25 protein-coding genes, 1 tRNA gene and 12 pseudogenes are annotated in these 25,824 nt (G+C 71.5%); 9 read left to right on the top strand and 29 right to left on the bottom strand.

Annotated elements, in window-relative coordinates; all coding sequences use genetic code 11:
* Window positions 1–123: 123 nt before the first annotated feature.
* The 10 genes and pseudogenes from ACZ8AI_RS13690 to ACZ8AI_RS13645 form a co-directional block, all read right to left on the bottom strand.
* Window positions 124–926 (bottom strand): annotated as a pseudogene (locus ACZ8AI_RS13690) (transglycosylase domain-containing protein).
* A 381-nt stretch (window positions 927–1,307) separates the two neighbouring features.
* Window positions 1,308–2,150: an alpha/beta hydrolase gene (locus ACZ8AI_RS13685; RefSeq protein WP_464858670.1), complete on the bottom strand. Its 843-nt coding sequence runs from the start codon at window positions 2,148–2,150 to the stop codon at window positions 1,308–1,310.
* A gap of 1,323 nt (window positions 2,151–3,473) precedes the next feature.
* A complete protein-coding gene (locus tag ACZ8AI_RS13680; protein WP_464858669.1) occupies window positions 3,474–3,650 on the bottom strand; it encodes a hypothetical protein in 177 nt (58 codons plus the stop codon).
* Window positions 3,647–3,979, bottom strand: coding sequence for a hypothetical protein (locus ACZ8AI_RS13675; protein WP_464858668.1), 333 nt, complete (start codon window positions 3,977–3,979; stop codon window positions 3,647–3,649). The genes ACZ8AI_RS13680 and ACZ8AI_RS13675 overlap by 4 nt, the downstream gene beginning before the upstream one ends.
* Entirely contained in the window at window positions 3,979–4,164 is a 186-nt protein-coding gene (locus ACZ8AI_RS13670) for a hypothetical protein (protein WP_464858804.1), read from the bottom strand. Before ACZ8AI_RS13670 ends, ACZ8AI_RS13675 begins: the two co-directional genes overlap by 1 nt.
* Before the next feature lie 129 nt (window positions 4,165–4,293).
* Window positions 4,294–4,593 (bottom strand): annotated as a pseudogene (locus ACZ8AI_RS13665) (NAD-dependent DNA ligase LigA); the annotation flags it as partial.
* Window positions 4,594–4,715: 122 nt separating this feature from the next.
* Window positions 4,716–4,991 (bottom strand): annotated as a pseudogene (locus ACZ8AI_RS13660) (NAD-dependent DNA ligase LigA); the annotation flags it as partial.
* Window positions 4,952–5,284, bottom strand: a complete 333-nt coding sequence (locus tag ACZ8AI_RS13655) for a hypothetical protein (protein WP_464858667.1) — start codon at window positions 5,282–5,284, stop codon at window positions 4,952–4,954. The gene ACZ8AI_RS13655 and the pseudogene ACZ8AI_RS13660, both read right to left, overlap by 40 nt.
* A gap of 131 nt (window positions 5,285–5,415) precedes the next feature.
* Window positions 5,416–6,551: pseudogene (gene mnmA / locus ACZ8AI_RS13650) on the bottom strand (tRNA 2-thiouridine(34) synthase MnmA).
* Window positions 6,530–6,772, bottom strand: coding sequence for a hypothetical protein (locus tag ACZ8AI_RS13645; RefSeq protein WP_464858829.1), 243 nt, complete (start codon window positions 6,770–6,772; stop codon window positions 6,530–6,532). Before ACZ8AI_RS13645 ends, mnmA begins: the two are co-directional and overlap by 22 nt.
* Between ACZ8AI_RS13645 and ACZ8AI_RS13640 the strand changes: the two are divergent.
* The 4 genes and pseudogenes from ACZ8AI_RS13640 to ACZ8AI_RS13625 all read left to right on the top strand — a co-directional run bounded on the left by ACZ8AI_RS13640 (window position 6,660) and on the right by ACZ8AI_RS13625 (window position 8,924).
* Window positions 6,660–7,908, top strand: a pseudogene (locus ACZ8AI_RS13640) (MFS transporter). The gene ACZ8AI_RS13645 and the pseudogene ACZ8AI_RS13640 overlap by 113 nt on opposite strands.
* 87 nt (window positions 7,909–7,995) lie before the next feature.
* Window positions 7,996–8,083, top strand: a tRNA-Leu gene (locus ACZ8AI_RS13635).
* Between the two features lie 239 nt (window positions 8,084–8,322).
* A complete protein-coding gene (locus tag ACZ8AI_RS13630) occupies window positions 8,323–8,616 on the top strand; it encodes a DedA family protein (protein WP_464858666.1) in 294 nt (97 codons plus the stop codon).
* Window positions 8,613–8,924, top strand: a complete 312-nt coding sequence (locus ACZ8AI_RS13625; RefSeq protein ID WP_464858665.1) for a DedA family protein — start codon at window positions 8,613–8,615, stop codon at window positions 8,922–8,924. Before ACZ8AI_RS13630 ends, ACZ8AI_RS13625 begins: the two co-directional genes overlap by 4 nt.
* Window positions 8,925–8,995: 71 nt before the next feature.
* Here ACZ8AI_RS13625 and ACZ8AI_RS13620 read toward each other — a convergent pair whose 3' ends face one another.
* From ACZ8AI_RS13620 to murI, 3 genes and pseudogenes are all read right to left on the bottom strand, one after another.
* Window positions 8,996–9,574: a non-canonical purine NTP pyrophosphatase gene (locus tag ACZ8AI_RS13620; RefSeq protein WP_464858664.1), complete on the bottom strand. Its 579-nt coding sequence runs from the start codon at window positions 9,572–9,574 to the stop codon at window positions 8,996–8,998.
* A 78-nt stretch (window positions 9,575–9,652) separates the two neighbouring features.
* Window positions 9,653–10,393, bottom strand: a pseudogene (rph, locus tag ACZ8AI_RS13615) (ribonuclease PH).
* A 54-nt stretch (window positions 10,394–10,447) separates the two neighbouring features.
* Window positions 10,448–11,241, bottom strand: a pseudogene (gene murI, locus ACZ8AI_RS13610) (glutamate racemase); the annotation flags it as partial.
* Window positions 11,242–11,395: 154 nt separating this feature from the next.
* On the opposite strand from murI, the pseudogene ACZ8AI_RS13605 reads away from it, so the two are divergent.
* Window positions 11,396–12,699 (top strand): annotated as a pseudogene (locus ACZ8AI_RS13605) (nicotinate phosphoribosyltransferase).
* Here ACZ8AI_RS13605 and ACZ8AI_RS13600 read toward each other — a convergent pair.
* The 4 genes and pseudogenes from ACZ8AI_RS13600 to ACZ8AI_RS13585 all read right to left on the bottom strand — a co-directional run bounded on the left by ACZ8AI_RS13600 (window position 12,692) and on the right by ACZ8AI_RS13585 (window position 16,030).
* A pseudogene (locus ACZ8AI_RS13600) lies at window positions 12,692–12,977 on the bottom strand (DUF3039 domain-containing protein). The pseudogenes ACZ8AI_RS13605 and ACZ8AI_RS13600 overlap by 8 nt on opposite strands.
* Window positions 12,978–13,843: 866 nt before the next feature.
* A complete protein-coding gene (locus tag ACZ8AI_RS13595) occupies window positions 13,844–14,224 on the bottom strand; it encodes a hypothetical protein (RefSeq protein ID WP_464858663.1) in 381 nt (126 codons plus the stop codon).
* Window positions 14,225–14,493: 269 nt separating this feature from the next.
* Window positions 14,494–15,438, bottom strand: a complete 945-nt coding sequence (locus tag ACZ8AI_RS13590; protein WP_464858662.1) for a hypothetical protein — start codon at window positions 15,436–15,438, stop codon at window positions 14,494–14,496.
* Entirely contained in the window at window positions 15,407–16,030 is a 624-nt protein-coding gene (locus ACZ8AI_RS13585; RefSeq protein ID WP_464858661.1) for an ATP-binding cassette domain-containing protein, read from the bottom strand. Before ACZ8AI_RS13585 ends, ACZ8AI_RS13590 begins: the two co-directional genes overlap by 32 nt.
* A 968-nt stretch (window positions 16,031–16,998) precedes the next feature.
* On the opposite strand from ACZ8AI_RS13585, the gene ACZ8AI_RS13580 reads away from it, so the two are divergent.
* From ACZ8AI_RS13580 to ACZ8AI_RS13565, 4 genes and pseudogenes are all read left to right on the top strand, one after another.
* Window positions 16,999–17,694 carry a phosphocholine cytidylyltransferase family protein gene (locus tag ACZ8AI_RS13580; protein ID WP_464858660.1) on the top strand — a complete coding sequence of 232 codons (696 nt, stop codon included), beginning with the start codon at window positions 16,999–17,001 and terminating at the stop codon, window positions 17,692–17,694.
* 41 nt (window positions 17,695–17,735) lie between these two features.
* Window positions 17,736–18,116, top strand: coding sequence for an ABC transporter permease (locus ACZ8AI_RS13575; protein ID WP_464858659.1), 381 nt, complete (start codon window positions 17,736–17,738; stop codon window positions 18,114–18,116).
* Complete coding sequence (locus ACZ8AI_RS13570; RefSeq protein WP_464858658.1) at window positions 18,113–18,412, top strand: hypothetical protein; 300 nt, start codon at window positions 18,113–18,115, stop codon at window positions 18,410–18,412. Before ACZ8AI_RS13575 ends, ACZ8AI_RS13570 begins: the two co-directional genes overlap by 4 nt.
* 152 nt (window positions 18,413–18,564) lie before the next feature.
* Window positions 18,565–19,348 (top strand): annotated as a pseudogene (locus ACZ8AI_RS13565) (ABC transporter ATP-binding protein).
* A 177-nt stretch (window positions 19,349–19,525) separates the two neighbouring features.
* Here ACZ8AI_RS13565 and ACZ8AI_RS13560 read toward each other — a convergent pair.
* From ACZ8AI_RS13560 to ACZ8AI_RS13505, 12 genes and pseudogenes are all read right to left on the bottom strand, one after another.
* Window positions 19,526–19,897, bottom strand: coding sequence for a hypothetical protein (locus ACZ8AI_RS13560; protein WP_464858657.1), 372 nt, complete (start codon window positions 19,895–19,897; stop codon window positions 19,526–19,528).
* A 7-nt stretch (window positions 19,898–19,904) separates the two neighbouring features.
* On the bottom strand, window positions 19,905–20,096 hold the full coding sequence (locus tag ACZ8AI_RS13555; protein WP_464858656.1) for a hypothetical protein: 192 nt from the start codon (window positions 20,094–20,096) through the stop codon (window positions 19,905–19,907).
* A gap of 207 nt (window positions 20,097–20,303) precedes the next feature.
* Window positions 20,304–20,621, bottom strand: coding sequence for a hypothetical protein (locus tag ACZ8AI_RS13550; RefSeq protein ID WP_464858655.1), 318 nt, complete (start codon window positions 20,619–20,621; stop codon window positions 20,304–20,306).
* A gap of 14 nt (window positions 20,622–20,635) precedes the next feature.
* Complete coding sequence (locus tag ACZ8AI_RS13545) at window positions 20,636–20,887, bottom strand: hypothetical protein (RefSeq protein ID WP_464858654.1); 252 nt, start codon at window positions 20,885–20,887, stop codon at window positions 20,636–20,638.
* A gap of 272 nt (window positions 20,888–21,159) precedes the next feature.
* Complete coding sequence (locus tag ACZ8AI_RS13540; protein ID WP_464858653.1) at window positions 21,160–21,291, bottom strand: hypothetical protein; 132 nt, start codon at window positions 21,289–21,291, stop codon at window positions 21,160–21,162.
* Window positions 21,292–21,306: 15 nt separating this feature from the next.
* The gene (locus tag ACZ8AI_RS13535) at window positions 21,307–21,981 is read right to left on the bottom strand and encodes a glycosyltransferase family 2 protein (protein WP_464858803.1); all 675 of its coding nucleotides are present in this window, start codon (window positions 21,979–21,981) and stop codon (window positions 21,307–21,309) included.
* A gap of 21 nt (window positions 21,982–22,002) precedes the next feature.
* Window positions 22,003–22,796 (bottom strand): annotated as a pseudogene (locus tag ACZ8AI_RS13530) (CDP-alcohol phosphatidyltransferase family protein); the annotation flags it as partial.
* A gap of 3 nt (window positions 22,797–22,799) precedes the next feature.
* On the bottom strand, window positions 22,800–23,075 hold the full coding sequence (locus tag ACZ8AI_RS13525; protein WP_464858652.1) for a hypothetical protein: 276 nt from the start codon (window positions 23,073–23,075) through the stop codon (window positions 22,800–22,802).
* 112 nt (window positions 23,076–23,187) lie between these two features.
* Window positions 23,188–23,805 carry a glycosyltransferase gene (locus ACZ8AI_RS13520; RefSeq protein ID WP_464858651.1) on the bottom strand — a complete coding sequence of 206 codons (618 nt, stop codon included), beginning with the start codon at window positions 23,803–23,805 and terminating at the stop codon, window positions 23,188–23,190.
* Window positions 23,806–24,066: 261 nt separating this feature from the next.
* Window positions 24,067–24,354: a PDZ domain-containing protein gene (locus ACZ8AI_RS13515; RefSeq protein WP_464858650.1), complete on the bottom strand. Its 288-nt coding sequence runs from the start codon at window positions 24,352–24,354 to the stop codon at window positions 24,067–24,069.
* Between the two features lie 190 nt (window positions 24,355–24,544).
* A pseudogene (locus ACZ8AI_RS13510) lies at window positions 24,545–24,835 on the bottom strand (hypothetical protein); the annotation flags it as partial.
* 202 nt (window positions 24,836–25,037) lie between these two features.
* A complete protein-coding gene (locus tag ACZ8AI_RS13505) occupies window positions 25,038–25,319 on the bottom strand; it encodes a hypothetical protein (RefSeq protein ID WP_464858649.1) in 282 nt (93 codons plus the stop codon).
* Between the last annotated feature and the right edge of the window lie 505 nt (window positions 25,320–25,824).

Below are 25,824 nucleotides of genomic sequence, written 5' to 3'. Positions count from 1 at the left end.
CGACAGGATGCGTCCGGTGCCGGGTTTCGACCGTGACGTTGGACCCGCCGACGTCGACGCCCGGCATCGTCTGCGGGACGTAGGAGGACAGCGCCGTCTGCGCCTGGTTCTGCAGGTCGAGGTTCAGCGTGGTGTGGATCTGCAGGCCCTCGGTGTCGAGCGCGGCGATCCGCTCCGGGGCGGTCTTGCCGAACGCGGTGTCCTGCAGCACCTGGTCGCGCACGTAGTCGCAGAAGTACCCGGCGTCGTAGCCCTCGCCGCGGCCGTCGAGCAGCCGTTGGCCGTCGCCGTGATCTTCGGCGTGACGGGGGTGGCCTTGGCCTGGGCGAGCTGGGCCTTCGTGATGTCGTGGTGGACGTACATCCGCTGCAGCACGTAGTCGCGCCGGACCTTGGTCGCCGCGTACCCGTTCGCCGCCCCGTTGTCCTTGTCCTTCGGCTGGTCGATGCGCAGCCGCGACGGGTAGTTGAAGATCGCCACGAGGGTCGCGGACTGCACCAGCGAGAGGTCCTTCGCGTGCACGCCGAAGTAGTACTCGGCCCCGGCCTCGGCGCCGTAGACCTTCCGCCGAGCCCGACGATGTTGAGGTACCCGGTGAGGATCTGGTCCTTCGTGTACTTCTTGTTGACCGCGACCGCGTACCGGATCTCCTGCAGCTTCGCGCCTTCGACTGTCCGGCGACCTTCTTGTAGCAGGCGTCCACCAGCGCGGTGGTCGCATCGGTGTCCTTGCCGGTCAGCTGCTCGCCACTGTTGGACGAGCACGTTCTTCACGTACTGCTGGGTGATGCTCGAGCCGCCCTGCACACTGTGGTGCAGCGCGTCCGCGATGGTCGCGCGCAGGGTCCCGATGACGTCGACGCCGCCCTCGTCGTAGAACCGCGGGTCCTCCGATGTCGGTCGCCGCCTGCTTGACGTCCGGGCCATCGCCGCGGACGACACGTTCGTCCGGTTCTCGGCGTAGAACGACGCGATCTTGACCTGCTGGCCGCCCTTCGTCGCGTAGACCGACGACACCTGCTGCGGCGTCTGGATGTCGAGGTAGCTCGGCAGGTCCTCGAAGAACGCCACCGCACCGGAGGTCCCCTCACCGGCGACGGCGACCCCGGGGGTCACGGCGACGGCGACGAGACATGCCGGCCAGCGCCGACATCGCGACGAACGTCAGGAGAGCACCAGGCCATCGCACCACACGCATGGGGGCACGGTAGGGCGCAGGGCTGCACTGGTTCTGCCGTGGAACGAGATCCGGCTGCGTCGGCACACAGGGTTGGCACCCAGCGACGGCCCGACGGTCCCCACAGGTGGTCAGTCGCGCGGGTGCAGGTCCTGCGGTCGCACGAGGTACATGTCCGGCGACGTCTGCGGGACGCCGTCCTTGCTGCCCTCGCCGCGGGCGCAGCTGCTCGCGCACGAGGTCTCCGCGGCCGACCGCGATGAGCGCGACGTCATACAAGGAGGCCGTCCCCGGCTTGAGGTAGTCGTTGTGCCCGACGGGCCGTGGAACACGTCCCCCGCGTCCTGCACGTCGAGGCCGCCGGCGAGGTCGAGGACGGTCGAGCCGAACGCCGACGACCCGGGGTCGGTACCGAAGTAGCCGGAGCCCGCGATGGGGTCGCTGTGTGCGTCGCCGACGAACACCTGCCCGGCGCCGACGGACAGCTCCGACGACGTCTGCACGTCGCTGCCCGGCGATCCGAGCACGGTGAGGGAGTCGGCGCTCATCCGTCCGGACGACAGCGCCATCGGGGCCGTCGTCGACCCGTACGAGTGCGCCACGACGTTCACCCGGGGCTCCTCGCCGTCGCGGACCTGCCGGAGGCCGTCGACGGCCCGCTCGAGCCGTCCGCGCCGGTCTTCGCGAGCCCGAGCGACAGGATGTTCGACAGGTCGGGTGTCCGGTACCCCATCCACGCGATGACGGCGACCCCCGCTCCCCGGTGCCGGGGCCGCGACGCCGGCCAGGGTCGCCTGCTCGCTGTACAGGTCGTTCGCGGTGTTCGTGAAGTCCGTCATCTGCCCGGTGACGGTGAAGAACATGCCCGGCACGACGACCGTGACGTCGGCGGCCGTGTCGAGGTCGCCTATGGCGATCGCCGCCTCGCCGGACCCGCGCAGGTCGAGCGTGACGAGGGTTCCGCCGGGGCGCACCCGGGTCGTGGACGAGCGACTGCTCCACCTGCCCGAGCATGGCGGTGCGGGCGGCTCCGACCGAGGGGTCGGCCACAGCCGGCGGCGAGCACGGACCGGTTCGCTCGGTCCCGGACGTCGTACGGCACGCCCTCGAGGTTCCCGACGACGGCCGGCGCCGCGGACCGGCCGCCCGCGTTCGTCGACACCGAGCCCGGCCCACCAAGTGGTGACGTCGGCGGCCGACGGCGGGTCGTCCTGCGCGGTCGCGAGCACCCGGCGGTCGGATGCAGCGTGAGCGCCGACCGGTCCAGGGCGGGACAGGTCGAGGGGGAACGTCCGACCGTGCGCCCCGGCGAGGACCGCCGCCCGTCATCTGTACCCCGGTCATACCGGGCGCACCGGACGGACGCGCGGGTGCGTCCGTCGACGACAGGCCGAACCGACGGCCGCGCGGACCGGTCGTCGACCAGACGCGTGGACGTCTGTCGGCGCCAGCACGGACCTGGACCGCGGGCGCGACTGGGGCCTCGACCACTCCGAGTGGAGTGCAACGAGGCGGTGAGCAGAGCCGCGGCGATGAGCAGCAGTCGGGTCCCCCCCGGGAAGGCCGTCCCGTCGATCCCCTTGGAGCGACGGGTAGATGCGTCGTCACGAGTGTGAGGAGAATGACCGGGTCGATGCGCGTGCAGGATGCACCGACCCTCGATCTGGGTGCGGAGCCGGGCGCGCCGCAGCGTGCGGACAGTCCGGGCTGTGCTCCCGAGGACTCCTCAGTCCGTCGGCGGGGTCTCCGGTGTCGGCCTCCGGTGTCGGCTCCGGCGCCTCGCCGAGCGCCGCCGGCCCCTCGGCATTGCCGGGCAGGCGGAACTGCTCGGCGTCGATGATCCGGAAAGCCCGAGTTGCTCGGCCTTCGCGTGAGCTTCGACCCCGCCCCCCGGTCCGGCGGGCGACGAAGCTCGCACTTCTTGCTCACACTCCCGTGGCCTTGCCCCACGGCAGCGATGATCGCCTCTTGTGCGCCTTCGTCGGCTGCATCTCCCTCGAGCTGACCCGGTCGCGACGACGCGGGGACGCCGCTCAGCACGCCGCCCTCGGTCTCGGCGGCTCGTGGGCCCGGGTGTCCCGGCGTCGTGAACGCACGCCAGCTTGCCGTGTCCACCGGTCGATATCTCGCGGTGCCGGTCGACCTCGATCAGGTCGAGCAGGGCGCTCGGCGTAGATCCCCGACACCGTCCACCGCCCGCCAGCTCCTCGCGCGTGGCGGAGCGGATCGCGTCGAGCGCGACCCGGAAGTGGTTCGCCAGGGCGCGGGCCGCGACCGGGCCTCGAGGTGGCGGATGCTCAGGCCGACCAGGATCCGCCACAGCAGCTTCGGCCTTCGGCGGCGTCGATGTTGGCGAGCATCTCGAACGCGTTCTTCGACGGGTAGCGGCTCGGCTCGCCGGTGTGGTCCGCGCCGCGGGCGTCCGGGTCGAACGGCGGGTCGGTCTTCTTCCGTGCCCGACTGAACGGCGTCACGCGCTTCGGGGCGCCGTCGTCGGTCGTCTTCTCCATGCCGGTCTCAGGTCGCGGACGACCACCTCGATCAGGACGATGTCCTGCATCGTCAGGTCGAACAGGCCCGCCTCGGTCACGAGCAGGGGCTGCTCGGGGAAGGACGGCTGGGTCAGCGCAGCGGCACGCACCTCGCCGAGGCCCTCGATGTCGAGCGACCCGCGCGAGGCGATGTGCTCCACACGGCCGCGGACCTGCGCCGAGCAGCTCTTCGCGTTCGGGCAGCGGAGGTCGATGTCGCCCTCCTTCGCCGGGGCGAGCTCGGTGCCGCACTCCGGGCAGTGCGTCGGCATCACGACCCGCGCTCGCTGCCGTCGCGGAGCTCCACCACCGGGCCGAGCACCTCGGGGATGACGTCGCCCGCCTTCCGCAGCACGACGGTGTCGCCGATCAGGACGCCCTTCGCCTTGACCACCTGCTGGTTGTGCAGGGTCGCCTGCCGCACGACGGAGCCGGCGACCTCGGCCGGGGCCATCACCTGAGACGGCGTCGCCCTTCCGGTGCGGCCGACGCTGACGACGATGTCCACCAGCTTCGTGTGGACCTCTTCCGGCAGGTACTTGCCCGCGATCGCCCAGCGCGGGGCCCGCGAGGTCGACCCGAGTTCCTCGTGCAGCGCCAGGTCGTCGACCTTGATCACGATGCCGTCGATCTGGTGCTCGACCGAGGCACGGCGGTCGCCGTAGTCCTTCACGAAGCCGAGCGCCTCGTCGATGCCGTCGAACACCCGGTAGTGCGAGCTCGTCGGCGAGACCCACGACTGCAGGAGCTCGTAGACCTCGAACTGCGCGCGGACGTCGGTGTCGCGCTCGGGCTCGCGGACCGGCCAGGCGCCGATGCCGTGCACGAGCATCCGGAGTCGGCGCAGCCGGTCGACCATGAGCGACGCTTCGCCTCGGACGCCCTCTTCCTTTTGGCGGAGGGAACCCGCGGCGGCGTTCCGCGGGTTCGCGAACTGACCCGCTCCCCCGCGTCGCGCTGCCGGGCGTTCAGCTCGTCGAACTGCTCGACGGGGAAGAAGATCTCGCCGCGGACCTCGACGATCGGCGGGTGGCCGCTGCCGGAGAGACGGTCGGGGATGGTGCCCATCGTGAGCACGTTGCCGGTGACGTCCTCGCCCACGACGCCGTCGCGCAGGTGGCCGCCGAGGATGAGCCGGCCGTCCTCGTAGCGCAGGTTGATCGCGAGCCCGTCGATCTTCAGCTCGGTGAGGAACCGGACGCGCTCGGCGCCGGCGTCACGCTGGACCTTGACCGCCCAGTCGGTCAGCTCGTCCAGGCTGAAGACGTTGTCGAGCGAGAGCATCCGCTCGGCGTGCTCGACCAGTGCGAACGGCACCGTCTGCACCGTCGCCCGCCGACGGTCTGCGTCGGGCTGTCCTCGGTCACCAGTTCGGGGAAGCGGTGTTCGATCGCGTCGAGGCGCCGTGCCAGCACGTCGTAGTCGGCGTCGGTGACCGTCGAACCGTTGTCGCCGAAGTAGTACGCGTTCCGCAGCTCGGTGATGCGAGCCCGCGGCCGGTCGACCTCGCGCTGCGCCTGGGCGGCGTCGAGCGCGGCAGGGTCGATGGTCTCGAACGTGGCGTCAGTCTCGCTCATGGGCGGTTCTACGGGGGCGCCACCGACCCTGGCGTCAGCGGTCGCGCCGCCCGGGAGCGAGCGCGGCGCGGCGCCGCGCGCCGGCCGGGCAGCCGCGCCAGCCGGCTCAGCGGGTCGGGCCGTCGCCCGGGTCAGGCCGTCGCCGGGACCGCCGACACCGTGGAGTCGATCGTGCACTGCCCGAGCACGCGGGTGCCGACGTAGACCACCGCGGTCTGGCCGGGCGCGACGCCCGAGAGCGGCGCGTCCACGTCGATGACGAGGGTGCCGTCCGACACCCGGGCCGTCGCCGGCACCGGGTCGGCGTGCGCCCGGATCTGCACGTCGCAGGCGAACGGCGTCGCGGGGTCGGCCGGAGCGGTGCCGGCCCAGGTGAAGCGCGAGCCCAACATCGAGGTGACGTCGAGCGCCTCCTTCGGGCCGACCACGACGGTGTTGTCCTTCGGGCGGATCTCGAGCACGAACCGCGGCTTGCCGTCCGGCGCCGGGCGGCCGAGGGCCAGGCCGCGGCGCTGTCCGACGGTGTACCCGGTGGGCACCCTGGTGCGCTCCGACGACCGTGCCGTCCCGCTCGACCACGTCGCCCGGTGCCGTGCCGACCCGGTCGGCCAGCCAGCCGCGGGTGTCGCCGTCCGGGATGAAGCAGATGTCGTACGAGTCCGGCTTCTGCGCGACCGTCAGCCCGCGCTCGGCGGCCTCGGCACGGACCTCGTCCTTGGAGGGCGTCGCACCGAGCGGGAACATCGCGTGCTGGAGCTGCTCGGCCGTCAGGACGCCGAGCACGTAGGACTGGTCCTTCGCCCACGCCGCGGACCGGTGCAGCTCGCGGGCGCCGTCCGGCCCGGTGACGATCGAGGCGTAGTGGCCGGTGCAGACGGCGTCGAACCCGAGGGCGAGCGCCTTCTCGAGCAACGCCGCGAACTTGATCCGCTCGTTGCACCGCATGCAGGGGTTCGGCGTCCGCCCGGCCTGGTACTCGGCCACGAAGTCGTCGACGACGTCCTCCTTGAACCGCGCTGAGAAGTCCCACACGTAGTAGGGGATGCCGAGTGCCGAGGCCGCCCCCCCCCCCCCCCCCCCCCCCCCCCCGCGCTGGGCGTCCATCGAGTCCTCGATGGTGCAGCACCCGCGGCTGCCGGTGCGGAGCGTGCCCGGCATCCGACTCGAGGGCGAGGTGCACGCCGACCACGTCGTATCCGGCGTCGACGGCCCGCGCGGCGGCGACCGCCGAGTCGACCCCACCACTCATCGCTGCAAGAACTCGCATTCCTCCAGGGTAAGCGCATCGCGCGTGGACACCAGGCGTAGCGTTGCCGGAGCGATGACCTCCGACACCCCCGCCTTCGACTTCCGGGCGGTCCTGCTGTCCGGGTTCCTGCCGGCCGCCCTCTTCGCGATCGGCGAGGGGGCGATCATCCCGATCATCCCGATCGCCGCGTCCTCGCTCGGCGCGAGCCTGGCGTTCGCCGGGTTCGTCGCGGCGCTCATCCTCGTCGGGGAGCTCATCGGCGACGTGCCGTCCGGGGTCGTCGTCGCGCGGATCGGCGAACAGGAACGCGATGATCGGCGCGGCGGCGGTCTCCGTCGTCGGCCTGCTCGTGTGCACCGTCGCGCCGAACGCCTGGGTGCTCGCGCTCGGGGTGTTCCTCGTCGGTGTGTCCACCGCCGTCTTCGCCCTCGCCCGGCACGCCTACATGACGACCGCGATCCCGCTGCACATCCGGGCACGCGCGCTGTCCAGCCTCGGCGGCGTGTTCCGCTTCGGCTACTTCGTCGGCCCGTTCATCGCCGCCGGTGTGGTCCACCTGACCGGTACGACGCAGAGCGCGTTCTGGATCCACATCGTCTGCTGCCTGGCTGCGGCCGTGGTGCTCCTCGTCCTGCGCGACCCCGCGACGGGCGTACGCGGCTTCCGGGAGGCCGCCCCGCGCCTCCCGGCCCGCGAGCGGCCCGCGACGGACGCGAGCGCCATCACCGAGCCGCCCGCCGACACCGGCGCGCAGTTCGTCCAACAGGAGGCCCACGGCCTCTTCCGCACCATCCGCGCCAACCGTGCCGTCCTGCTGCGCCTCGGCAGCGGGGCCGGTCTCATCGGCGCGCTCCGCGCCGGACGGCAGGTCATCCTGCCCCTCTGGGCCGTCAGCGTCGGCCTCGACGACGCGACCGCGGCGTTGATCATCGGCATCGCCGGGGCCGTCGACTTCGCGCTCTTCTACACGAGCGGCCAGATCATGGACCGCTGGGGCCGCCTGGCGAGCGCCCTCCTGCATGCTCGGGCTGGAGCGTCAGTTACTTCCCCTGCTCGCGTGGTCCGGGCACCTGGATGCCCGGGTCGGCTGGTTCGTCGCGATCGCGATCGGCATGTCCCTGGCGAACGGCGTCGGATCCGGCATCCTCATGACGCTCGGTGCCGACCTCGCGCCGCGCGGCAACCCGGCGCCGTTCCTCGGTGCGTGGCGGTTCACCGGCGACTTCGGGCAGGCGGCTGCGCCGCTGGTGATCTCGGGGTGACCGCCGTCGCGTCGATCGCGGTGGCGAGCGGCGTGATGGGCGTGCTCGGTCTGGTCGGCGCGGGCATCCTGCTGCGGTACGTCCCGCGGTACCTCCCCCGCCAGTTGCGCTGACGGTCGTCGGGACGGCCGGCTCAGCCGGTCTGGAGGCGCGGATCACGGCCGCCCCCGGCGGCCTGCGCTCGGTAGACCGCCGCTGCTCGCGGGAGTGGTGGAATCGGTAGACACGCAGGATTTAGGTTCCTGTTGCCCCGGGCGTGAGGGTTCGAGTCCCTCCTTCACGCGGCCAGTGTATCGCGGTCTCCCGCACTTCTGCGGCGGCATCCGACAAGTCACCCCGCGGGGGATGGGCCGGGTCACGCCCGGACGTGTACCCTCTGTCTCGCGGGAGTCCTCCAACCCTCATCCCGCCTCCACGACCGGAAGAACCATGCACTCCGTCGCACTCGCCCTGATCCCCGGCTGCAGTCCGCACAGTACATCCTCGACCACTTCGGGGCGGTCGCGGTGCTCGTCGTCTGTGCGATCGTGAAATTCGCCGAGACCGGGCTCCTCATCGGGTTCATCTTCCCCGGGGACAGCCTGCTCGTCATCACCGGCCTGTTCGCGTTCGACCGCGGCGGTGAGATCGGCGGCATCCCGATCTGGGTGTGGCGCTCACTGATCGGCGCAGCGGCGTTCCTCGGCGGCGAGCTCGGAGATACTACATCGGCAAAGAAGGCCGGCCCTGCGATCTTCGAACGCAAGGAGAGCGGTCTGTTCTCCAAGGCGAACGTCGACCACCCCAACGCGTTCTTCCACCGGTTCGGCCCCTCGCGGTGATCCTCGCCCGCTTCGTCCCGGTGGTGCGGACCTTCCTGCCGATCGCGGCCGGCGTCGGGCGGATGAACTACAAGAAGTACTCGCTCTACAACGCCATCGGCGCGATCGTCTGGGGCGTCGGGGTGACCTTCCTCGGGTACTTCATCGGTACATCCCGTTCCGTGGCGCACATCGTCCGCGAGTACATCGACATCATCCTGCTCGGCAGCGGTCGTCGTCATCACCGTCGTCCCGATGGGCATCACCTACCTCCGGAACGCCCGCAAGGCCAAGCACGACGAGCAGGAGCAGTCCGCGGCCGGAGGTAGGGTCCGCTGCGGCCCGCGCGCTGCGCTCCCGGAACACCTCGCACAACCAGAGTCCGGCCCGAACCACGTGATCACGTGGTTCGGGCCAGACCTCGTTGTGCCGCGTGCCGGTGGGCGGCAGGGCCCGCGCTCGTCAGAACGCCGAAGTACTCCCGCACGATCGGCGCGATGCCGCGGAACGCCTTCGACCGGTGGCTCAGCGCGTTCTTCTCGTCGCGCGTGAGCTCCGCCGAGGTCCGGTCCGCGTCGTCCGGCCGGAACACCGGGTCAGTGCCCAGTGTCCGCCGTCGCCGATCAGCTCCGTCGTGACCTCGCCGTTCCAGACCGCCTCGAAGACGTGCTCGGTGCCGTCCGGGGTCACGGTGAAGGCCGCCGCGCACAGAAGGCCGCGGTTGCGCTCCACGACGCCCTCCAGGAGGGTTCCGCAGCAGCAGCGCGATGTTGTCCGCGTCCGAACGGGTGCCGGCGTACCGGGCCGAGTGGATCCCTGGGGCCCCGTCGAGTGCGTCGACCGCGATGCCCGAGTCGTCGGCGAGTGCCGGCAGCCCGGTGTGGGCCACCGCGGCACGGGCCTTGATCAGGGCGTTCGCGGCGTAGGTGTCGCCGTCCTCGGCGAGCTCCGGGCCGTCGTACCCGACCGGGCTCGACACCCTCGATCGCGGCGCCGAGGATCTCGCGGAGCTCGACGACCTTGCCCTGGTTGTGGGTGGCCAGGACGACGGTCCCGGTCACGAGGACAGCCCCAGGACCTCGCGCTGGATCGCCGCGAGCGACTGGTTGCCGGCCAGGCCGAGGTCGAGCAGGACGTTCAGCTCGTCGCGGTCGAACGGCGCGTGCTCGGCGGTGCCCTGCACCTCGATGAACTTGCCGGAGCCGGTCGTGAGGCGATGTTCATGTCGGTGTCGGCCGCCGAGTCCTCGGTGTACGCCAGGTCGAGCATCGATACCGCCCTTGACGATGCCGACCGAGATCGCCTGCACGCTGTCGGTCAGCGGCGTGGCCTTCTTCGCGATGAAGCCCTTGTCGCGGCCCCCTCGATCGCGTCGACCATCGCCACGTACGCGCCGGTGATCGACGCCGTGCAGGTGCCGCCGTCGGCCGCAGGACGTCGCAGTCGATGACGAGGGTGTTCTCGCCGAGGCTCTTCATGTCGATCACCGCGCGGAGCGGCGGCCGATCAGGCGGGAGATCTCGTGCGTGCGACCGCCGACCTTGCCCTTGATCGACTCGCGCTGCATGCGCTCGTTCGTCGAGCGGGGCAGCATCGAGTACTCGGCGGTGACCCAGCCGGTGCCCTTGCCGGCGAGCCAGCGCGGGACGCCGTTCGTGGGGGACGCGGTGCAGAGCACCTTGGTGTTGCCGAACGAGATCAGCGCGCTGCCCTCGGCCTGCGCGCTCCACCCCCGCTCGATCGTGACGGGACGGTGGTCGGTCGTGGTGCGGCCGTCGATGCGGAGCGAGTCGCTCATGAAGGGTCCTTTCGATGCGGGGCAACGCGATGGCCCCGGTCTGGAGGGGTGGCCGACGCTGGAGACCTCGGGTCCGAGGAAGCGTCGGGCGAGATCCGGATGAAACCGTTCTTGTCGTCGCCGGTCGCCTCGAACGAGTACGTCGGCGGTTCCGGGGGTGGTGCGTTCGAGTCCGTGTTCGACGAGCCGTCGGTACACGTCATTCGCGGTCTCCTCGGCGCTGGAGACGAGCGTGACGTCCGGCCCCATCACGTACTGGATGGCGGCCGACATCAGCGGGTAGTGGGTGCAGCCGAGCACGAGCGTGTCGACGTCGGCGGCCCGGACCGGCGCGAGGTACCCCTCGGCCACCTCGCGCAGCGCCGGCGACGAGGTGTCGCCCGCCTCGACGAACTCGACGAAGCGCGGGCGGGCGGCGAGGGTCAGGGTGACGTCGGACGCGACCGCGAAGGCGTCCTCGTAGGACCGGGACGCGATGGTGCCGACCGTGCCGATGACCCGATCCGACCCGTCCGGGTCTGCTTCACGGCGGCGCGGGCAGCGGGCTGGATCACCTCGACGACGGGGATGCCGTACGCCTGCTCGTAGCGTTCACGGGCGTCCCGGAGCACGGCGGACGACGCCGTGTTGCAGGCGATGACGAGGGCCTTCACGCCCTGTTCGACCAGGTCGTCCATCACCTCGAGCGCGTACCGGCGGACGTCGGCGATCGGCTTCGGGCCGTAGGGCGAGTGCAGGGTGTCGCCGACGTAGCGGATGCTCTCCCGCGGCAGCTGGTCGATGATGGCGCGGGCCACCGTGAGCCCGCCGACCCCGCTGTCGAAGACTCCGATCGGTACATCCGTCACGGTGACCAGCGTACCGACCGCTCCCCGACCGCCAGGAACCGGCCACCGCGGGCCGCGAGCTGGGCGGCCGACGCAATCCGCGCCTCCCGAGGGACACGACAGTAGTGTCGGGGAGGTGACCAGCGCGCTCCTGACCGACCAGTACGAACTCACCATGGTCGACGCGGCCCTGAAGGACGGCACCGCCGACGAGCGGTGCGTGTTCGAGGTCTTCGCCCGGCGGCTGCCGGACGGGCGTCGCTACGGGGTGGTCGCGGGCCTCGGCCGGTTCCTCACCGCGCTCACCGACTTCCGCTTCGGCGACGAGGAGATCGGCTTCCTGCGCGATCGCGGCGTCATCGACGCCGGCACCGCCGCCTACCTGGCCGACTACCGGTTCACCGGCAGCATCCGCGCCTACCGCGAGGGCGAGGTCTTCTTCCCGAACTCCCCCGTCCTGCAGATCGAGCGCACCTTCGCCGAGGCCGTCGTGCTCGAGACGCTCGCGCTGAGCATCTTCAACGCCGACTCCGCGATCGCCTCCGCCGCCGCGCGGATGGTGTCCGCGGCCGACGGGCGCCCCCTCGCCGAGATGGGCTCCCGTCGCACCGGTGAGTGGAACGCCGTCGCCGCCGCGCGTGCCGCGTACATCGCCGGGTTCGGCGCGACGAGCAACCTCGAGGCCGGGCGCACCTGGGGCATCCCGACGATGGGCACGGCCGCACACGCGTTCACGCTGCTGCACGACTCCGAGGAGCAGGCGTTCCGGTCCCAGCTCGACGCGCTCGGCGACGGCACCGCCCTGCTGGTCGACACCTACGACATCGAGGAAGCGGTCGACACCGCCGTGCGGCTGACCTCCGGCCGACTGGGTGCCGTGCGCATCGACAGCGGCGACCTGCCGTCCGTCGTTGCCTCGGTGCGGGCGCAGCTCAAGCCGGCTCGGTGCGACGGGACGAAGATCACCGTCACGAACGACCTCGACGAGTACACGATCGCCGCGCTGCGTGCGGCTCCCGTCGACTCGTACGGCGTCGGGACCTCGGTGGTGTCCGGATCGGGCCACCCGCCGCGGGGATGGTGTTCAAGCTCGTCGCGCACCAGGCGTCTGCCGGCGGCGCTGGCGGCACCGCTGGCGGCTCGGCCGGCGGCTCGGCCGGCGGCTCGGCCGGCGGCGAGTGGGTCTCGGTCGCGAAGAAGTCCGCCGACAAGGCCTCGCTCGGCGGCCGCAAGGAAGCCGGACGGCGTCTCCGGAACGGCATCGCCACCGCCGAGGTCGTGCTCACCCAGGGTCAGGTCGGGCCGGACGAACGCCCCCTGCTCGTCCCCGTCGTCACGAACGGGGAGGTCGATCCGGCGTTCCTCGGCGCACGTGGGGTCGAGGCAGCGCGGGCGCACCACAAGGCCGCGAAGGCAGAGCTGCCGGCGGACGCTGCGGATCGGCGCGGAGACCCCGCGATCCCCACGCTGATCATCTGAGGTGCCGGACAGCCTGCTCGGCCTTCATCTTCTCGTAGATGGCCTTGCAGTCGGGCCAGACCGGAAACTTCTCCCGGGTCGCGGCCCGGGATCCACTTCTTGCCGCAGAGGGCCTTCACGGGCTTGCCGCTGAGGGCCGACTGCAGGATCTTGTCCTTCTTGACGTAGTGCGAGAACCGCTCGTGGTCGCCCGGCTCGATCGCTTCCTCTTCGAGGAGCTTCTCGAGCTCTCGGTCCATCACGTCGAGGCCGCCGCCACCGGGTTCCATCGTGCTCATCCCCCAAGGGTGACGACGCCCCCGGGCCCACGGCAGTCCGTGCGCCCCCGGCGTACGCGCCGCGCCCGTTCGCGCGCGCGCTCGCGCGCGCCTGCTCGTCCGGCTCGCCGGCTCGCCCGCTGGCGGCCCCGTCCGCCGACCGACCGCGAGCGGGCGAAATGCCAGGGTGCCGCGCGCAACCCACCCACGCTTCCGCCCGCTCGCGCGTCCGAGTCCCGCCCGCGCGTCCGCCCCGGACGAGCGGGCGAGATACCGGGGCACCCCACGCCACTCACCTCGCGTTTCCGCACGCTCGCCGCGACGGGGGTCTCGCCCACGCGCCCGCCCCGGACGAGCGGGCGAAACGCCAGGTACCGAGGCGCGTCCACCCCGCGCTTCCGCCCGCTCGCCGCGTCCGAGGGCAGCCCCACGCGCCCGCCCTGGACGAGCGGGCGGAAAGCAAGGGCAGCGCGCGGCACCCACCCCGCGTTACCGCCCGCTCGCGAAGCGCACTGCTCCGCCAGCCCGCGGCGCCCTCCTCGCTCAGGACGAGCGGGCGGATTCACAGGGCTCCCGCCGCACGCACCACGCGCCTTCACCCGCTCGCACGCGGGGGCGCCGGAACGACACGGGCGTCGCCCGGCCACGCGTGGACGAGCGGGCGAAAGACCCGGGCACTCGGAGCACGCACCCTGGCATTTCGCCCGCTCGGCCGAAGCGGCGCTCGCGCTCGTGAGCGCAGCAGCACAGCCTCGCAGCAGCACAGCCTCGCGGCAGCGCGGACGCACGGCAGCACAGCCTCGCGGCAGCGCAGCGGCACGGCAGCACGGACCCGCGCACCAGCGACCTGGAGGCGCGTGGCGGCGCCGCCACGCGCCTCCAGGCCGTCAGCCGGTGCGTCGGAACGCGACCCGGATCAATTGCGCTGCGCCGCTGCCAGCAGGTCCGGCCCGTGCCGGTCGAAGAGCCGACCGCCCACGACGACGCCGACCGCCAGCACCACGGCGCCCACCAGCACCCCGACGACGAGCGTCAGCACGGCCCACGGCGACGGCCCGTCGACGAACGCGAGCCACGGCGAGCCACGCGGCCGGCACGGAGCAGACGACGATCCCGACGACCATCGACGACTGCGCGACCGATGCGAGCGCGCCCGCGGCCTGCGGCTGCTGGAACGGGTGGTCTCCCGGACGGACGGTCAGGTACGGCAGCAGCACGGACACGACGCTCGACAGGCCGAGGCCGGCCAGGAGCGCGCTCGCACTCACGCCGATCAGCACCGGGAACGCGGTCTGGTCGCCGAACAGCCACGCCGAGACCCACGCGCCGGCGACGATCGCGGGGAGTCCACGGCCAGGACGGGGACGAGTCGGCCGAGGCGGTCGCTCCAGCCGGGCGCTCCCGACGCACGTGCAGCCAGACGGCGGTGTTGTCGTACGAGACGTCGTTGTGCGGCAGGAACCCGGCGATGAGGGCCATCAGCGGCAGGGCACCAGGGCTGTCCAGTGCCACGGCACGCCGGCGACCCCGAGCGGGATCACGACGACCGGCACGAACACGATGATGGGGTACGACGCGCGGTGGCGCGGGTCGCGTCCCCAGTAGGTGAGGGCCCGCGCGGCGCGGCCGCGACCGGCGTCGAGCCGAGCCGGTCGAACCAGCCGAGGCCGCGGTACCGCGGTGCGTGCACGACCGTCGACGGTCTCGAGCGCGTCCGACGACGGCCCACCGCGCCAGCCGGGCAGCGCGACGACGATGACCGCGACGAGGAGCTTGACGAGGCCCTCGCCGACCCGACCACTGGCGACGTCCGCGGGGACGGCCCGCGCGCGCTCCGACGGCGTCCACCCGGCGACGTCGGCGATGCGCTGAGGGCTCGCCGGAGGACAGGTGCGAGCCAGTCGGCACGGAGCAGCAGGGACACGGTCGGGATGCCGAGCACCACGATCACGAGCGCGACGAGCCAACCGGCGTCGCGGGAGCGGTGGGCTCCGATCAGGGCGGACCCGACAGCACTGCCGACGCGGATGAGCAGCGCACACGTGGCGATGGCGAGCAGCCCGCCGACGACCCCGAGCACACCCGATCCGGCGCCGCGCATCCAGGTGACGGACTGCGCGACGGCGACGATCGCGACCCCCACCACCGGGATGCCGAGCAGGCCGGCGACGCCGAGGCCGACCGCGAGGTCGCGCCGACCGATCCCGAAGACCGTGAAGCGCCGCGGGTCGAACTGGTCACTCCGACCGACGACGAGCGGCACGATCGTGAACGCGAAGGCGATGAGAGTCCCCACGGGGACGACGACCGAGCGCGCGAGCTCGGGCCGAGGCGTCGCGCAGCGCATGACCTCGGTCGCGACGAAGACCGCTGCGACCAGACCGGCGAGGCTGCCGAGCACGACGAGGACGGACCGGCGGGCGCTGCCGCGGACCTCGCCCGCGAGCAGGTCAGCCCTCAGCCGGAGAAGCTGTGTAACCATTCCATGCTCTCTGCCACGACGCGGCCCCCGGCGAGTTCGACGAACTTGTCCTCGAGGCTCTTGCGCCCGCGGACCTGCGCCATGGTGCCGGACGCCAGGACCCGGCCGCCGACGATGATGGCGACGGAGTCGCAGGTGCGCTGCACGAGCTCCATGGAGTGGCTGGAGAGCACCACGGTCCCGCCGCCGCGCTGTAGCGACGGAGGATCTCGGTGATGGTCGCGGCACTGACGGGATCGACGGACTCGAACGGTTCGTCGAGCACGAGCACCCGCGGCGAGTGGATGAGCGTCGCCGCGAGGGCGATCTTCTTCGCCATGCCGACCGAGTAGTCGGCGACCTGGCGGCCCAGGGCCTCGCCCAGGCCGAACGCCTCGGCGAGGTCGGCGCTGCGCTTGCGCGCGGTCGCACCGTCGAGCCCCCGGAGCGTCGCCGAGTAGTAGAGAAGCTGCGCGCCCGTCAGGCGGTCGAACAGCCGGAGCCCGTCCGGGAGCACACCGAGGTCGCGCTTCGCCGCGGTCGGGTCGGCCCAGACGTCGTGGTCGAGCACGGTCACGCTGCCGGCGTCCGGACGGAGCAGACCCGTGACCATCGACAGCGTCGTGGTCTTGCCGGCCCGTTCGGCCCGACGACACCGAAGATCGACCCCTGGCGGATCTCGAGGTCCACCTCGTCGACGGCGAGCATCTGTCCGTAGCGCTTCCGAGGCCGCTCGCCCGCAGCACCACGGGTTGCTGCGGCTGCTTGGGCAGGGTCGCGGGCCGCTTCGTCGACGCCTAGCGCTTCTTCGCCTTCGGCGCCGCGTCGTCGTCCGCGATCGGGTCGATGCCCGCGTCGTCCGGCTGGCTCACCTCGGGTGCGTCCTGCGCGTCCGGGCCTGGAGGCACGGCTCCCGTCGTCCCCGCGGCCTCGAGGCGCGTGGCGCGTCCCTTGCCGCCGCGGGACTTCCGGGACGGCGTCCGGAGCCGGACGTAGCCGCCGCCGCCACGACCGCGGCGCCCTCGGCCAACGTCGCGTCGGAGTCTTCGGAGCTGGTCGTGTCGGTGCTCGTGGTGTCGGTACTCGCCGTGTCGGGCTCGTCCGTCGTCGTGTCGGTGACCGTCGTGTCGTCGGTCATCGCGTCCTCAGCGGAGGCGTCAAGCGCATCTCCGTCCCCCATGTCGTCATCAGCGGCTTCCCGCGCCGCGGTGGCGTCGTCCTCAGTCAGCCAGGCAGCGTCGGACGTGGCGTACACGTCCTCGTCGTCTGCTCCGGCTCCCACCGCCCCACCGTACCAACGCTGCGCGGGCCTCGAGGGAACGGCCGCTCACAGGGTCACGAATTGAGCACGAAGCGCGCGGAGACGTACCCCGACGGAGGGTCGTTCCGTATCATTCACCAGGACACGACGGAGTGTTCACCACTTGGAAACCTGCTGCGGCCGGTGTTCCCGTGCCGATCCCACCCTGCGAATGACCGCAGGGACGGCGGGTTCACGGGCAACTCGGACCTTCCGCGAGCAGACTCGACGAGGCCCGCCCGTGCCCCAGGGCGCGCGGGCGGACACCGGAAGGGACCAGCATGACCACGCAGATCGTGATCCTCGCAGCGGGGATGGGCAGCCGCCTTGGGCGCAGCCTGCCGAAGCCGCTGACCGAACTGAGCGACGAGCCGCACCATCATGCAGCAGCAGTTCGACAACATCCGTGCGGCCTTCGGGTCCAGCGCGCGGTGACCATCGTCGTCGGCTACAAGTCGGAGTACATCGTCGAGGCGTTCCCCGAGGCGAACTTCGTCTACAACGAGTCCTACGACTCCACCAACACCTCGAAGAGCCTCCTCCGTGCGCTCAAGGCCACGGGCAAGGGCGGCGTCCTCTGGATGAACGGCGACGTGGTCTTCGACCCGCGTGCGCTCGTCCGGGCCGCCGACATGATCGACGAGGACCGCTCGTTCGTCAGCGTCAACACCGAGAAGGTGTCCGACGAAGAGGTCAAGTACACGGTCCGACGCCGAGGGCTTCATCCACAAGCTGTCGAAGAAGGTCGTGGGCGGCCTGGGCGAGGCCGTGGGCATCAGCTACATCGCCGCGCAGGACAAGCAGGCGCTGATCCGCCAGCTCGGTCGCGTCGACGACCAGGAGTACTTCGAAGGCGGCATCGAGGCGGCCATCGGCGAGGACGGCTACGCTGGACGCCGGTCGACATCTCCGACCTGTACGCCGTCGAGATCGACTTCGCCGAGGACCTCGAGCGCGCGAACAACCTGTTCGCCTGAACCGCCGTCAGGACCCTCGGCGGTTCCGCCCGAAGGAAACCGTGACCACAGCGAGTGCGCCGACCGCGCCCGCGGCTGCCGCTCCTGCGGCGACCCGGAGCGCCGGTCGGCGCTATCGTCATGCCCTCTGGCTGCTGACCGTCCGCGACCTCCGGGTCCGCTACTCGACGTCGGCGCTCGGGTACTTCTGGTCGATCCTCGACCCGCTCGTGATGTCGGGGATCTACTGGTTCGTCTTCACGCAGGTGTTCCACCGCGGATCGGTCGGCGAAGCGCCGTACATCGTCTTCCTGCTGTCGGCGCTGCTGCCGTGGATGTGGTTCACGGGCGCCGTCTCCGGACTCGACGCGGGCGTTCATCAAGGAGATCAAGCTCATCCGGGTCGACAACGATCCCGCGCAGCATCTGGGTCGCGCGGGTGAACGCGTCGAAGGGGATCGAGTTCCTGCTGAGCCTGCCGGTCCTCGCGATCTTCGCTATCGCCACCGGTGCCGCCGTGCACTGGGAACTCGCGCTCTACCCGCTGGCCATCGTGCAGCAGGTGCGCGCTGCGTCTAGGTCTCCGGGCTCATCGTGGCCCCGCTCGTCGTGTTCTTCCGCGCCCTCGAGCGTGCCGTCAAGCTGGTGCTCCACTTCCTCTTCTACGCCATCCCCGATCATCTACGGCACGCAGGCGCTGCCGGATCGCCTGCACGACCTCGCGGGTTCAACCCGCTGAGCGGCATCTTCGGCATCTACCGGTCGGCGTTCTTCCCCTCGCAGCTCGACTGGTTCGAGGTGGCGGTGTCGGTCGTCGTCACGGTGGTCGTCGTCGGGGTCGGCTTCGTCGTGTTCCAGCACAGCGAGCACTCAGGCCCTCAAGGAGCTGTGATGACCGCCACCGAGCAGACCGACCGCACCGCCACGGTCGCGCCCGTGATCTCCGTGCGCGATGCCGGCATCCGAGTTCAAGCGGAACCGGCGGGCCAGCCGCAGCTTCAAGGACCTCTTCGCAGGCAGCAACCGTCGGAAGCGCGCCGACGAGTTCTAAGGCGTTGCGGCACGTGTCCTTCGACGTCCGCCCGGGCGAGGCGATCGGCGTGGTCGGTCGCAACGGCCAGGGCAAGTCCGAGGCCCTCAAGCTTCGTCGCGCAGGTGATGCTGCCGGACGAGGGCCGGGTGCACGTCGGCGCCGGGGTCGCACCGCTCATCGAGATCACCGGTGGCTTCGTCGGGGACCTGTCGGTCCGGGACAACGTGTACCTCTACCGCGGGGCTGCACGGCATGTCGCGCGCTGAGATCCGTGATGCCTTCGACGAGATCATCGAGTTCGCCGAGATCGCCGACTTCGTGGACACGCCCTACAAGCACCTGTCGAGCGGCATGAAGGTGCGCATCGCGTTCGCCGGGGTCATCTCACGGCTCGACGAACCCGTGATCCTGGTGGACGAGGTCCTGGCGGTGGGCGACAAGGGGTTCCGCGAGAAGTGCTACAAGCGCATCGAGGAACTCCTCGCCGGCGGCCGCACGCTGTTCTTCGTCTCGCAACAGCGCGACAAGGACCTGCGCCGCTTCTGTGACCAGGGGCTCTACCTCGACAAGGGCTGGCTGCACAGCCTGGACGGCACGATCGAGGAAGCCCTGGCGCGCTACTCGGCCGACTACGCCGTCTGACGGTCCGAGCCACTCCCACGCAACCCAGCCACCACCCCCGCCCTCCACAGCCGTCGGTGCCGCGGGGTCGGACTCAGCGCCCGGACGTCGGACCCTCCCCCTACCGTGACGGCATCACCACCCGACACCGGCCTACGCAGTCCCGTTCACGATCGACCGTTCCCTCGCTCCACGCCGCTAGAGCCTGGTGAACGTCGGCGACGAACCCGTCGAAACGGTCTCACCCTCACCCACCTCGGCAACGGCTATCTGCCTCCGCTCGCCGTCCGTCGACTCGAGCCCGGCCGAGGGCTCTCGATCCTGGTCTTCGGCGCCGACCCCGAGGACACGGGCGTGGTCGTCGTCCGCTGGCGTCGGCCGGACCGCTCCGAGTACCTGTGGCGGATGTCGCTCGTGGGAGACGGCTGTGCGGCGCTGTGGGACGGTCCGGGGCTCAGCCTCGCCGTGTGTGGCGGCGACCTCGTCCCAGCGACGGAGCAGCTGCTCCACGGCCTCGTGGAACCGAGCGGTCCCGGCACCGGGCGTGGTGTCGCCGAAGTACCGTCGCACCCAGGTGCTACCTTCGCGAGCTCGGCGGGGCGTCGTGTGCCGCGGCGTGATCGCGGGCCACGACCTCGGACGCGTCGGACGCCCGCAACCAGTTCGCGTCGCCGAGGTACTGGCGGCTCGTCGACGTCACGCCTCGGAGGCGAAGACCGGCCGCGTCCACGACGAGCGGCTTGCCGACCGCCAACCGGTCGTAGATCATCGCGCTGATGTCCTTGATCGCGACGTCGGCGGCGGCGAGCTGCCAGCCGAGCTCGGGCCCGTCGTCGTACAGTGGTGGGCACTCGGGTCGGCGGCGTTCGCCCGCGCGATGGCGGCGACGATCCGCTCGTGCGCGACCTTGTCGCCGCGTCGCGGACGCCGCTGCGGGGGTGCGGCCGGTACAGGAGCCGGTGCTGCGGCGATGCGATCACCCGGTCGGCGATGGTCGTGCGGCGGCTCGCGATCGACCCGTAGGCGGCGGCCGAGACGATCGCCCTCCACGTCGGCGCGTAGAGCACCACGGTGCGCTCGTCGGACGGGTACGGCCCGGCGCCTGGGCGAAGTGGTCCGCCTGGGGGCGGCCGATGGTGAGCGCACGCCTGTCGAGGTCGTAGTCCCACAGCGCGTCGGCGAGCCGGTCACGAGCGGCGTCACCGGCGATCAGGGCGTAGTCGTACGCCTTGAACTGGTTCGTCGTCATGTACATCTTGTCGCTCTCGCCGTGGTTGACGAAGACGTGCCACATGCGCCCGTACCGCATCATCTGGAAGTTGCGGGCGTTTGGTTGACGTAGAGCACCACCTTCGGCGCCTGTTCGTCGACGAACGCTCGAGGTCGACGACCTGGCGCGCGTAGACGGCGGCCGGCACCGGGGACTCCTCGAGCAGCTTCAGCATCGTGCCGGGGTTCCGCGAGACGATCGCCACCGGGTGCGCTCGCGGCGAGTTCGGCGAGCGGTGCGTACCACTGCCGCACCTGGTACATGTTCACGGGGCCGTCGGCGAAGTACACCGCGATCTCGATCGTGCCCGGAGCGGGACCGGTGCGGACGGCAGCTTCCGTGCGAGGTCTCGGCGGCTGCGGCGCGATGGAGCAGGCGCTCGGCGAGCCGGACGGCGGTGCGCGCGTCGCTGATGATCGGCATGGTCCCTCCTTCCGGTGTCGGCGGTCGGTCGGTGGTAGTGGGGTCAGACGGACGGGCGGGCGACCCACGCGAGCGTCATCCGGCCGATGGTGAGCCAGCCCATGACGTGTACGCGGGCCGCAGTCGGTGGTCCAGCCCTCTACGGACGCCGCCGAACCAGGGTGGCCAGGCGTCGGGGTGCCGCCACCCAGCGCGCGACCTGGATCGCCGCCCACGACCCGACGTACAGCGGGCGGAGCACGGCGGAGCGAGGTTGCGCCGTGCGAGCCACACGCGGTTGGGGCGTTCAGGCGGTAGTACTCGCGGTGGCGAGCCGGGTCGATCGCGGGGTGGTTCGCGACGAGGTCACCGGCGTACCAGGTGCGGCGGCCGGCATCCCAGACGCGCCACGCGAGCTCGATGCCCTCGTGCGCGTAGAAGTACTCGGCTCCACAGCCGCCGGTCGCACGGTAGACGTCCATCGGCAGGACGACCGCGCCCTCCCAGACGGAGAACACCGGCGACGAGTGGTCGGCCTCGCCCTTCCGGATGCGCGGGATCCAGCGGGTGGGGGTTCGCGACGCCGGTGGGGTCGACCACGCGCGGCTGCACGAGTCCGAGCGACGGGTCGCGTTCGAACAGGCCGATCGCGTCGCGCAGGAACGTCGCCGACGGCACCGAGGGCGTCGTCGTCGAGGAAGAACACGTAGTCGCCGTCCACGATCTCGGCCCCGGCGTTCCGCCCCGCAGGGATCCCGACGTTCTCGGGCAGCGCGACACGCACGGACGCCGTCCGGCAGCCGGTCGGCTCCCAGCCGTTGCCGACGCACACCACGTCGAGTTCGACGTCCTGCTGGGCGAGGACGCTCTCCAGCCCGCGGCGCAGGTCGTCCGGCCGGGTGCCCTGTGACAGGCTCACGACGGCCACCCGGGGCCGTTCGCGGTGCGGAGACCGCGTGCCGGCGGACCGTGCGGCACTCATCCCCGGACCCGCTTCACGACAGATGATCGCGACGAAGTGCCCGAACGTCGCCAGCACGGCGAGGGGCAGCAGCACCCCGACCAGGATCCGGTCGGCCAGGGGGTGCCCGATGACGAGCGCGAGCAGGGCGAAGACGAACGCCAGGATCGTGAGCTCGACCGAGTGGTACAGGCGGTGGAACGGCAGGAAGCGGGCGGCGCGGCGCGGGGTCGCCAGACGTCGGCCGGAGGGGACGGTGCCGGCGTCACGACGGTCGACGAGCTTGTCGAGGCCGGCGTTGGCGCGGGCGACGTGCACCATGTCGTTGAGCGCCTTGTTGAGCACGATCACCAGGCCCAGCGCGCAGCCGATCGTCGTCCACATCCAGTCGGCGCCGTGGATCGGCCACGTCGCCGCACGGACGCCGAGCGCGATCGGGATAGAGCCCCTCGGTCGTGTAGTGCCCGACCTTGTCGAGGAACACCCCGGCGGGCAGGCGCGTCCCCCGCCAGCGGGCGACCTCGCCGTCGCTGCAGTCGACGAGCATCTGGAGCTGGCCGAGCACGAGCGCGAGCAACTGCGCCCAGATGCCGGGATGAGCAGTGCTGCGGCGACGCTCCAGCCGACCAGGATCATCAGGCCGGTGACCTGGTTCGCGGTCACCGCGTCTTGAGGAACACCCACGTCAGGTAGGGCGAGACGTCGCGCAGGTAGAGCGATGCGGTCCAGTGCTCGGCGTTCGCCCGCGAGCGGACCTCGTCCGGCTGGGTGATCCGGCGCTGTTCGGCGATCGAGGTCGGGCGGGTGTCGCCGCGACCGGTGGTGTCATCGGTCAAGGGTCAGTTCACCGTCCCGTGTGGGTGGTCAGTTCGGACGTCCGGGTCAGGAAGCCGATGATGAAGCCGACGCCCCAGCCGACGTGGATGCAGGGCAGCACCACGAGCAGCCAGAGGAGCGTCGGCAGCCCCGAACGCCGGGCGACCGCGACGGCCCCAGGACGACGAAGACGAGGTAGACCGCGGGCACCGCGAAGCCGAGCAGCGCTCCAGGCCGCACCGGTGCCGAGGGCGGCGCCGATGAGTCCCGACGACACCGGCGACGATACCGAGTGCCATCGCGGCGACCATGGCGGGCGGGACGAAGTAGCGCAGGCCGTTGTTCGCGGGGAACCGGCGGGCGAGCTCACCGCGCCACAGGCCGGTCGCGACGAACTGCCGGACGAGCCGCTCAGACTCGGCCGCGGCCGGTAGGTGACGACGAGCTCGGGCGTGAACCACACCGTGCCGCCGGTCTGGCGCAGCCGTCGGTTGAGTTCCCAGTCCTGGCCGCGCTTGATGCCCTCGTCGAACAGGCCGACCTCGAACAGGCGGTCACGGCGGAACACGCCCAGGTAGGCGGTCTCGGCGGGGCCGGCCTGCCCACCGACGTGGTGCGGGGTCCGCCCAGTCCGACCCGGCTGCCGTACGCCAGCGCGACGGCCCGCTCGAACGGCGTGCGCCCCTCGGCGTGCATGATCCCGCCGACGTTGTCCGCGCCGGACTCCTGCAGCACGCGCACCGCGATCCGCGTGTAGTCCGCGGGCAGGACCGAGTGCGCGTCGACACGGACCACGACAGGGTGCACCGACGCCCGGATCGCCACGTTGAGGCCCGCGGGCGTGGACCCGACGGGGTTGTCGATCGCCCGGATCCGGGGATCGGCGGCGCTCATCTCGGCCACCAGCTCGTTCGTGCCGTCGATCGACGGTCCGAGCGCGAGGATGACCTCGAACGGCCCGGCGTAGTCCTGGTCGAGCAGACTCTGGACGGCTGCCCGGACCTCGGAGACCTCGTTGAGGACGGGCATCACGTACGAGACGCCCGGCAGGGAGCTGTCCGTCTGTCTGCATGCGTACCTCGGGGTCCTGGCTGGGGTGCACGGGACGCACCGCGGACGGTGCCGCCCCGCAGAGCGACCCTGAGCCTATCAAGACCGCCACCCGCCCACGTCGCGACCGGCGGCTGGTGGGGCGACGTGACCAGCGGCCCGAGAACCGACGGACGCACGGACGGGGAGCGCGGTGCCGGGCACCGCGCCTCCCGTCCGTCATCGGATCAGCCGACCGCGTCAGCCCTTGTAGGTGCCGAGCGTCACGTCCGTCTCGCGGGTCTCCCCGCCGCGGATGTAGGTGATCATCGTCTTCGCGCCACCGGCGAAGTAGCGGACCTGCGCCGTGAGGTCGGTGGCGTCGGAGACCGTCGCCGAACCGATCTTCGTGACCACGTCGCCCGCCTTCAGCCCGGCCTTCGCCGCTGCGCCGCCGGACGACACGGACTTGATGAGGCCGCCCATCTGGGTGGCCTTGGCGTCCGCGGCGTCGCCCACGGTCGCGCCGAGCAGGCCGTGCGTCGCCAAGCCGTCGTCCTTGATCTCGTTCGCGACCCGCTTGACCAGGTTCGACGGGATCGAGAAGCCGACGCCGATGCTGCCGGACTGGCTCGTCGAGTCGGACCGAGCTGCTCCGCGCTTGGCGATGGCGACGATGCATCCCGATCAGCTTGCCCTTGGAGTCGAGCAGCGCACCACCCGAGTTGCCGGGGTTGATCGACGCGTCGGTCTGGATCGACCGGCAGGGACACCGTGCTGTTCGACGCGGAGTTGCTGCCGTTGTCGCCGTTGCCCCAGAAGTCGACCGGGCCGCCGCTGCCGTTGCCGCCCTCGTTCGAGGTCGCCCGCCCTGGCTGAGGCGCTCTGGGGTGACCTGGATGCTGCGGCTCAGCGTGGAGACGATGCCGTCGGTGACGGTGTTCGACAAGCCGAGCGGCGCACCGATCATGACCGCCGTCGTCATACGACGTTCAGGTCGGCCAGAGTCGGCGAAGCTGTTCAGCTTCATGTTGGTCGCGTCGATCTTGATGACCGCGAGGTCGACCGTCGGGTCCGTGCCGGCCAGGCTTCGCTAGGCAGATCTTGCCGTCCGAGGCCGTGACGGTGATCGTGCCGTTCGAGCTGTCGCCGTCGAAGCGTCACCACGTGGGTGTTCGTGGCGATGTAGCCGTCGCATGCTGAACACGACGCCCGAGCCGGTGCCGGCCTCGTTACTCGACGAAGACGTTGAGCAGGTCACGACGGAGGGGGTCGCCTGCGCGGCCACCGCGGTGGCGGCCGGTCGCGTTGTTGTAGTCGTTGACCGTCAGGTTGCCGCCCGCCCTGCGAGAGCCTGAGGACCCGACGACCATTCCGCCGCCGCCGTTCGAGGAGCCAGCGAGCCATCCGGCGCCGCCGACGAGTCCGGCGACGACGAGGCCCACGATGATCGGCAGGACGAGCTTGCCGCGGCCGTCGCTTCGTGCGGGTCGTGGTCGTGGTCTCAGCAGCACCCGCTGCTCCGGCGGCTGCGCCCCGGTAGGTGGCCGTTGCGCTGGTTCGAGCCATCGACGTCGCCGAAGGCGCTCGTGGCCGAGGTCCGGAGCCTGCGCGGAGGCATTGGCGTAGCTCGGAGGCCGAGGCCGGGCCGGACGTCAGCTGGGCGTACTCGCCGTAGCGGGGCTGCTGGCCGTATGGGGGCGGCCTGCTGCCCGTACTGCTGCTGACCGGTCTGACCGTAGGGGTCCTGGCTGCTCTGGCCATAGAGGGTTCTGGCCGGACTTGCTGCTGGCCGTACTGGCCGCCCTGGCCGTACTGGCCCTGGCCCTGGCCCGCCTGCTAGCCGTACTGCTGCTCGCCGTACTGGCTCGTCGGCTGCTGGCCGTTCTGTGCGTGGGCGCCGCCGTAGGGGCTGGTGTGCTGCCCGTAGCCACCACGACTGCTGCTCGGACTGGCTCCGGCCCTGGCCGTACTGGCTCGGCTGCCCGTACTGCGAGGTCTGGCCGTACTGGCTCTGGC

It is taken from the genome of Curtobacterium sp. AC273, assembly GCF_979253735.1.
Note: the sequence above shows the minus strand (reverse complement) of the source record. Positions and strands in the feature narration are given on the sequence as shown.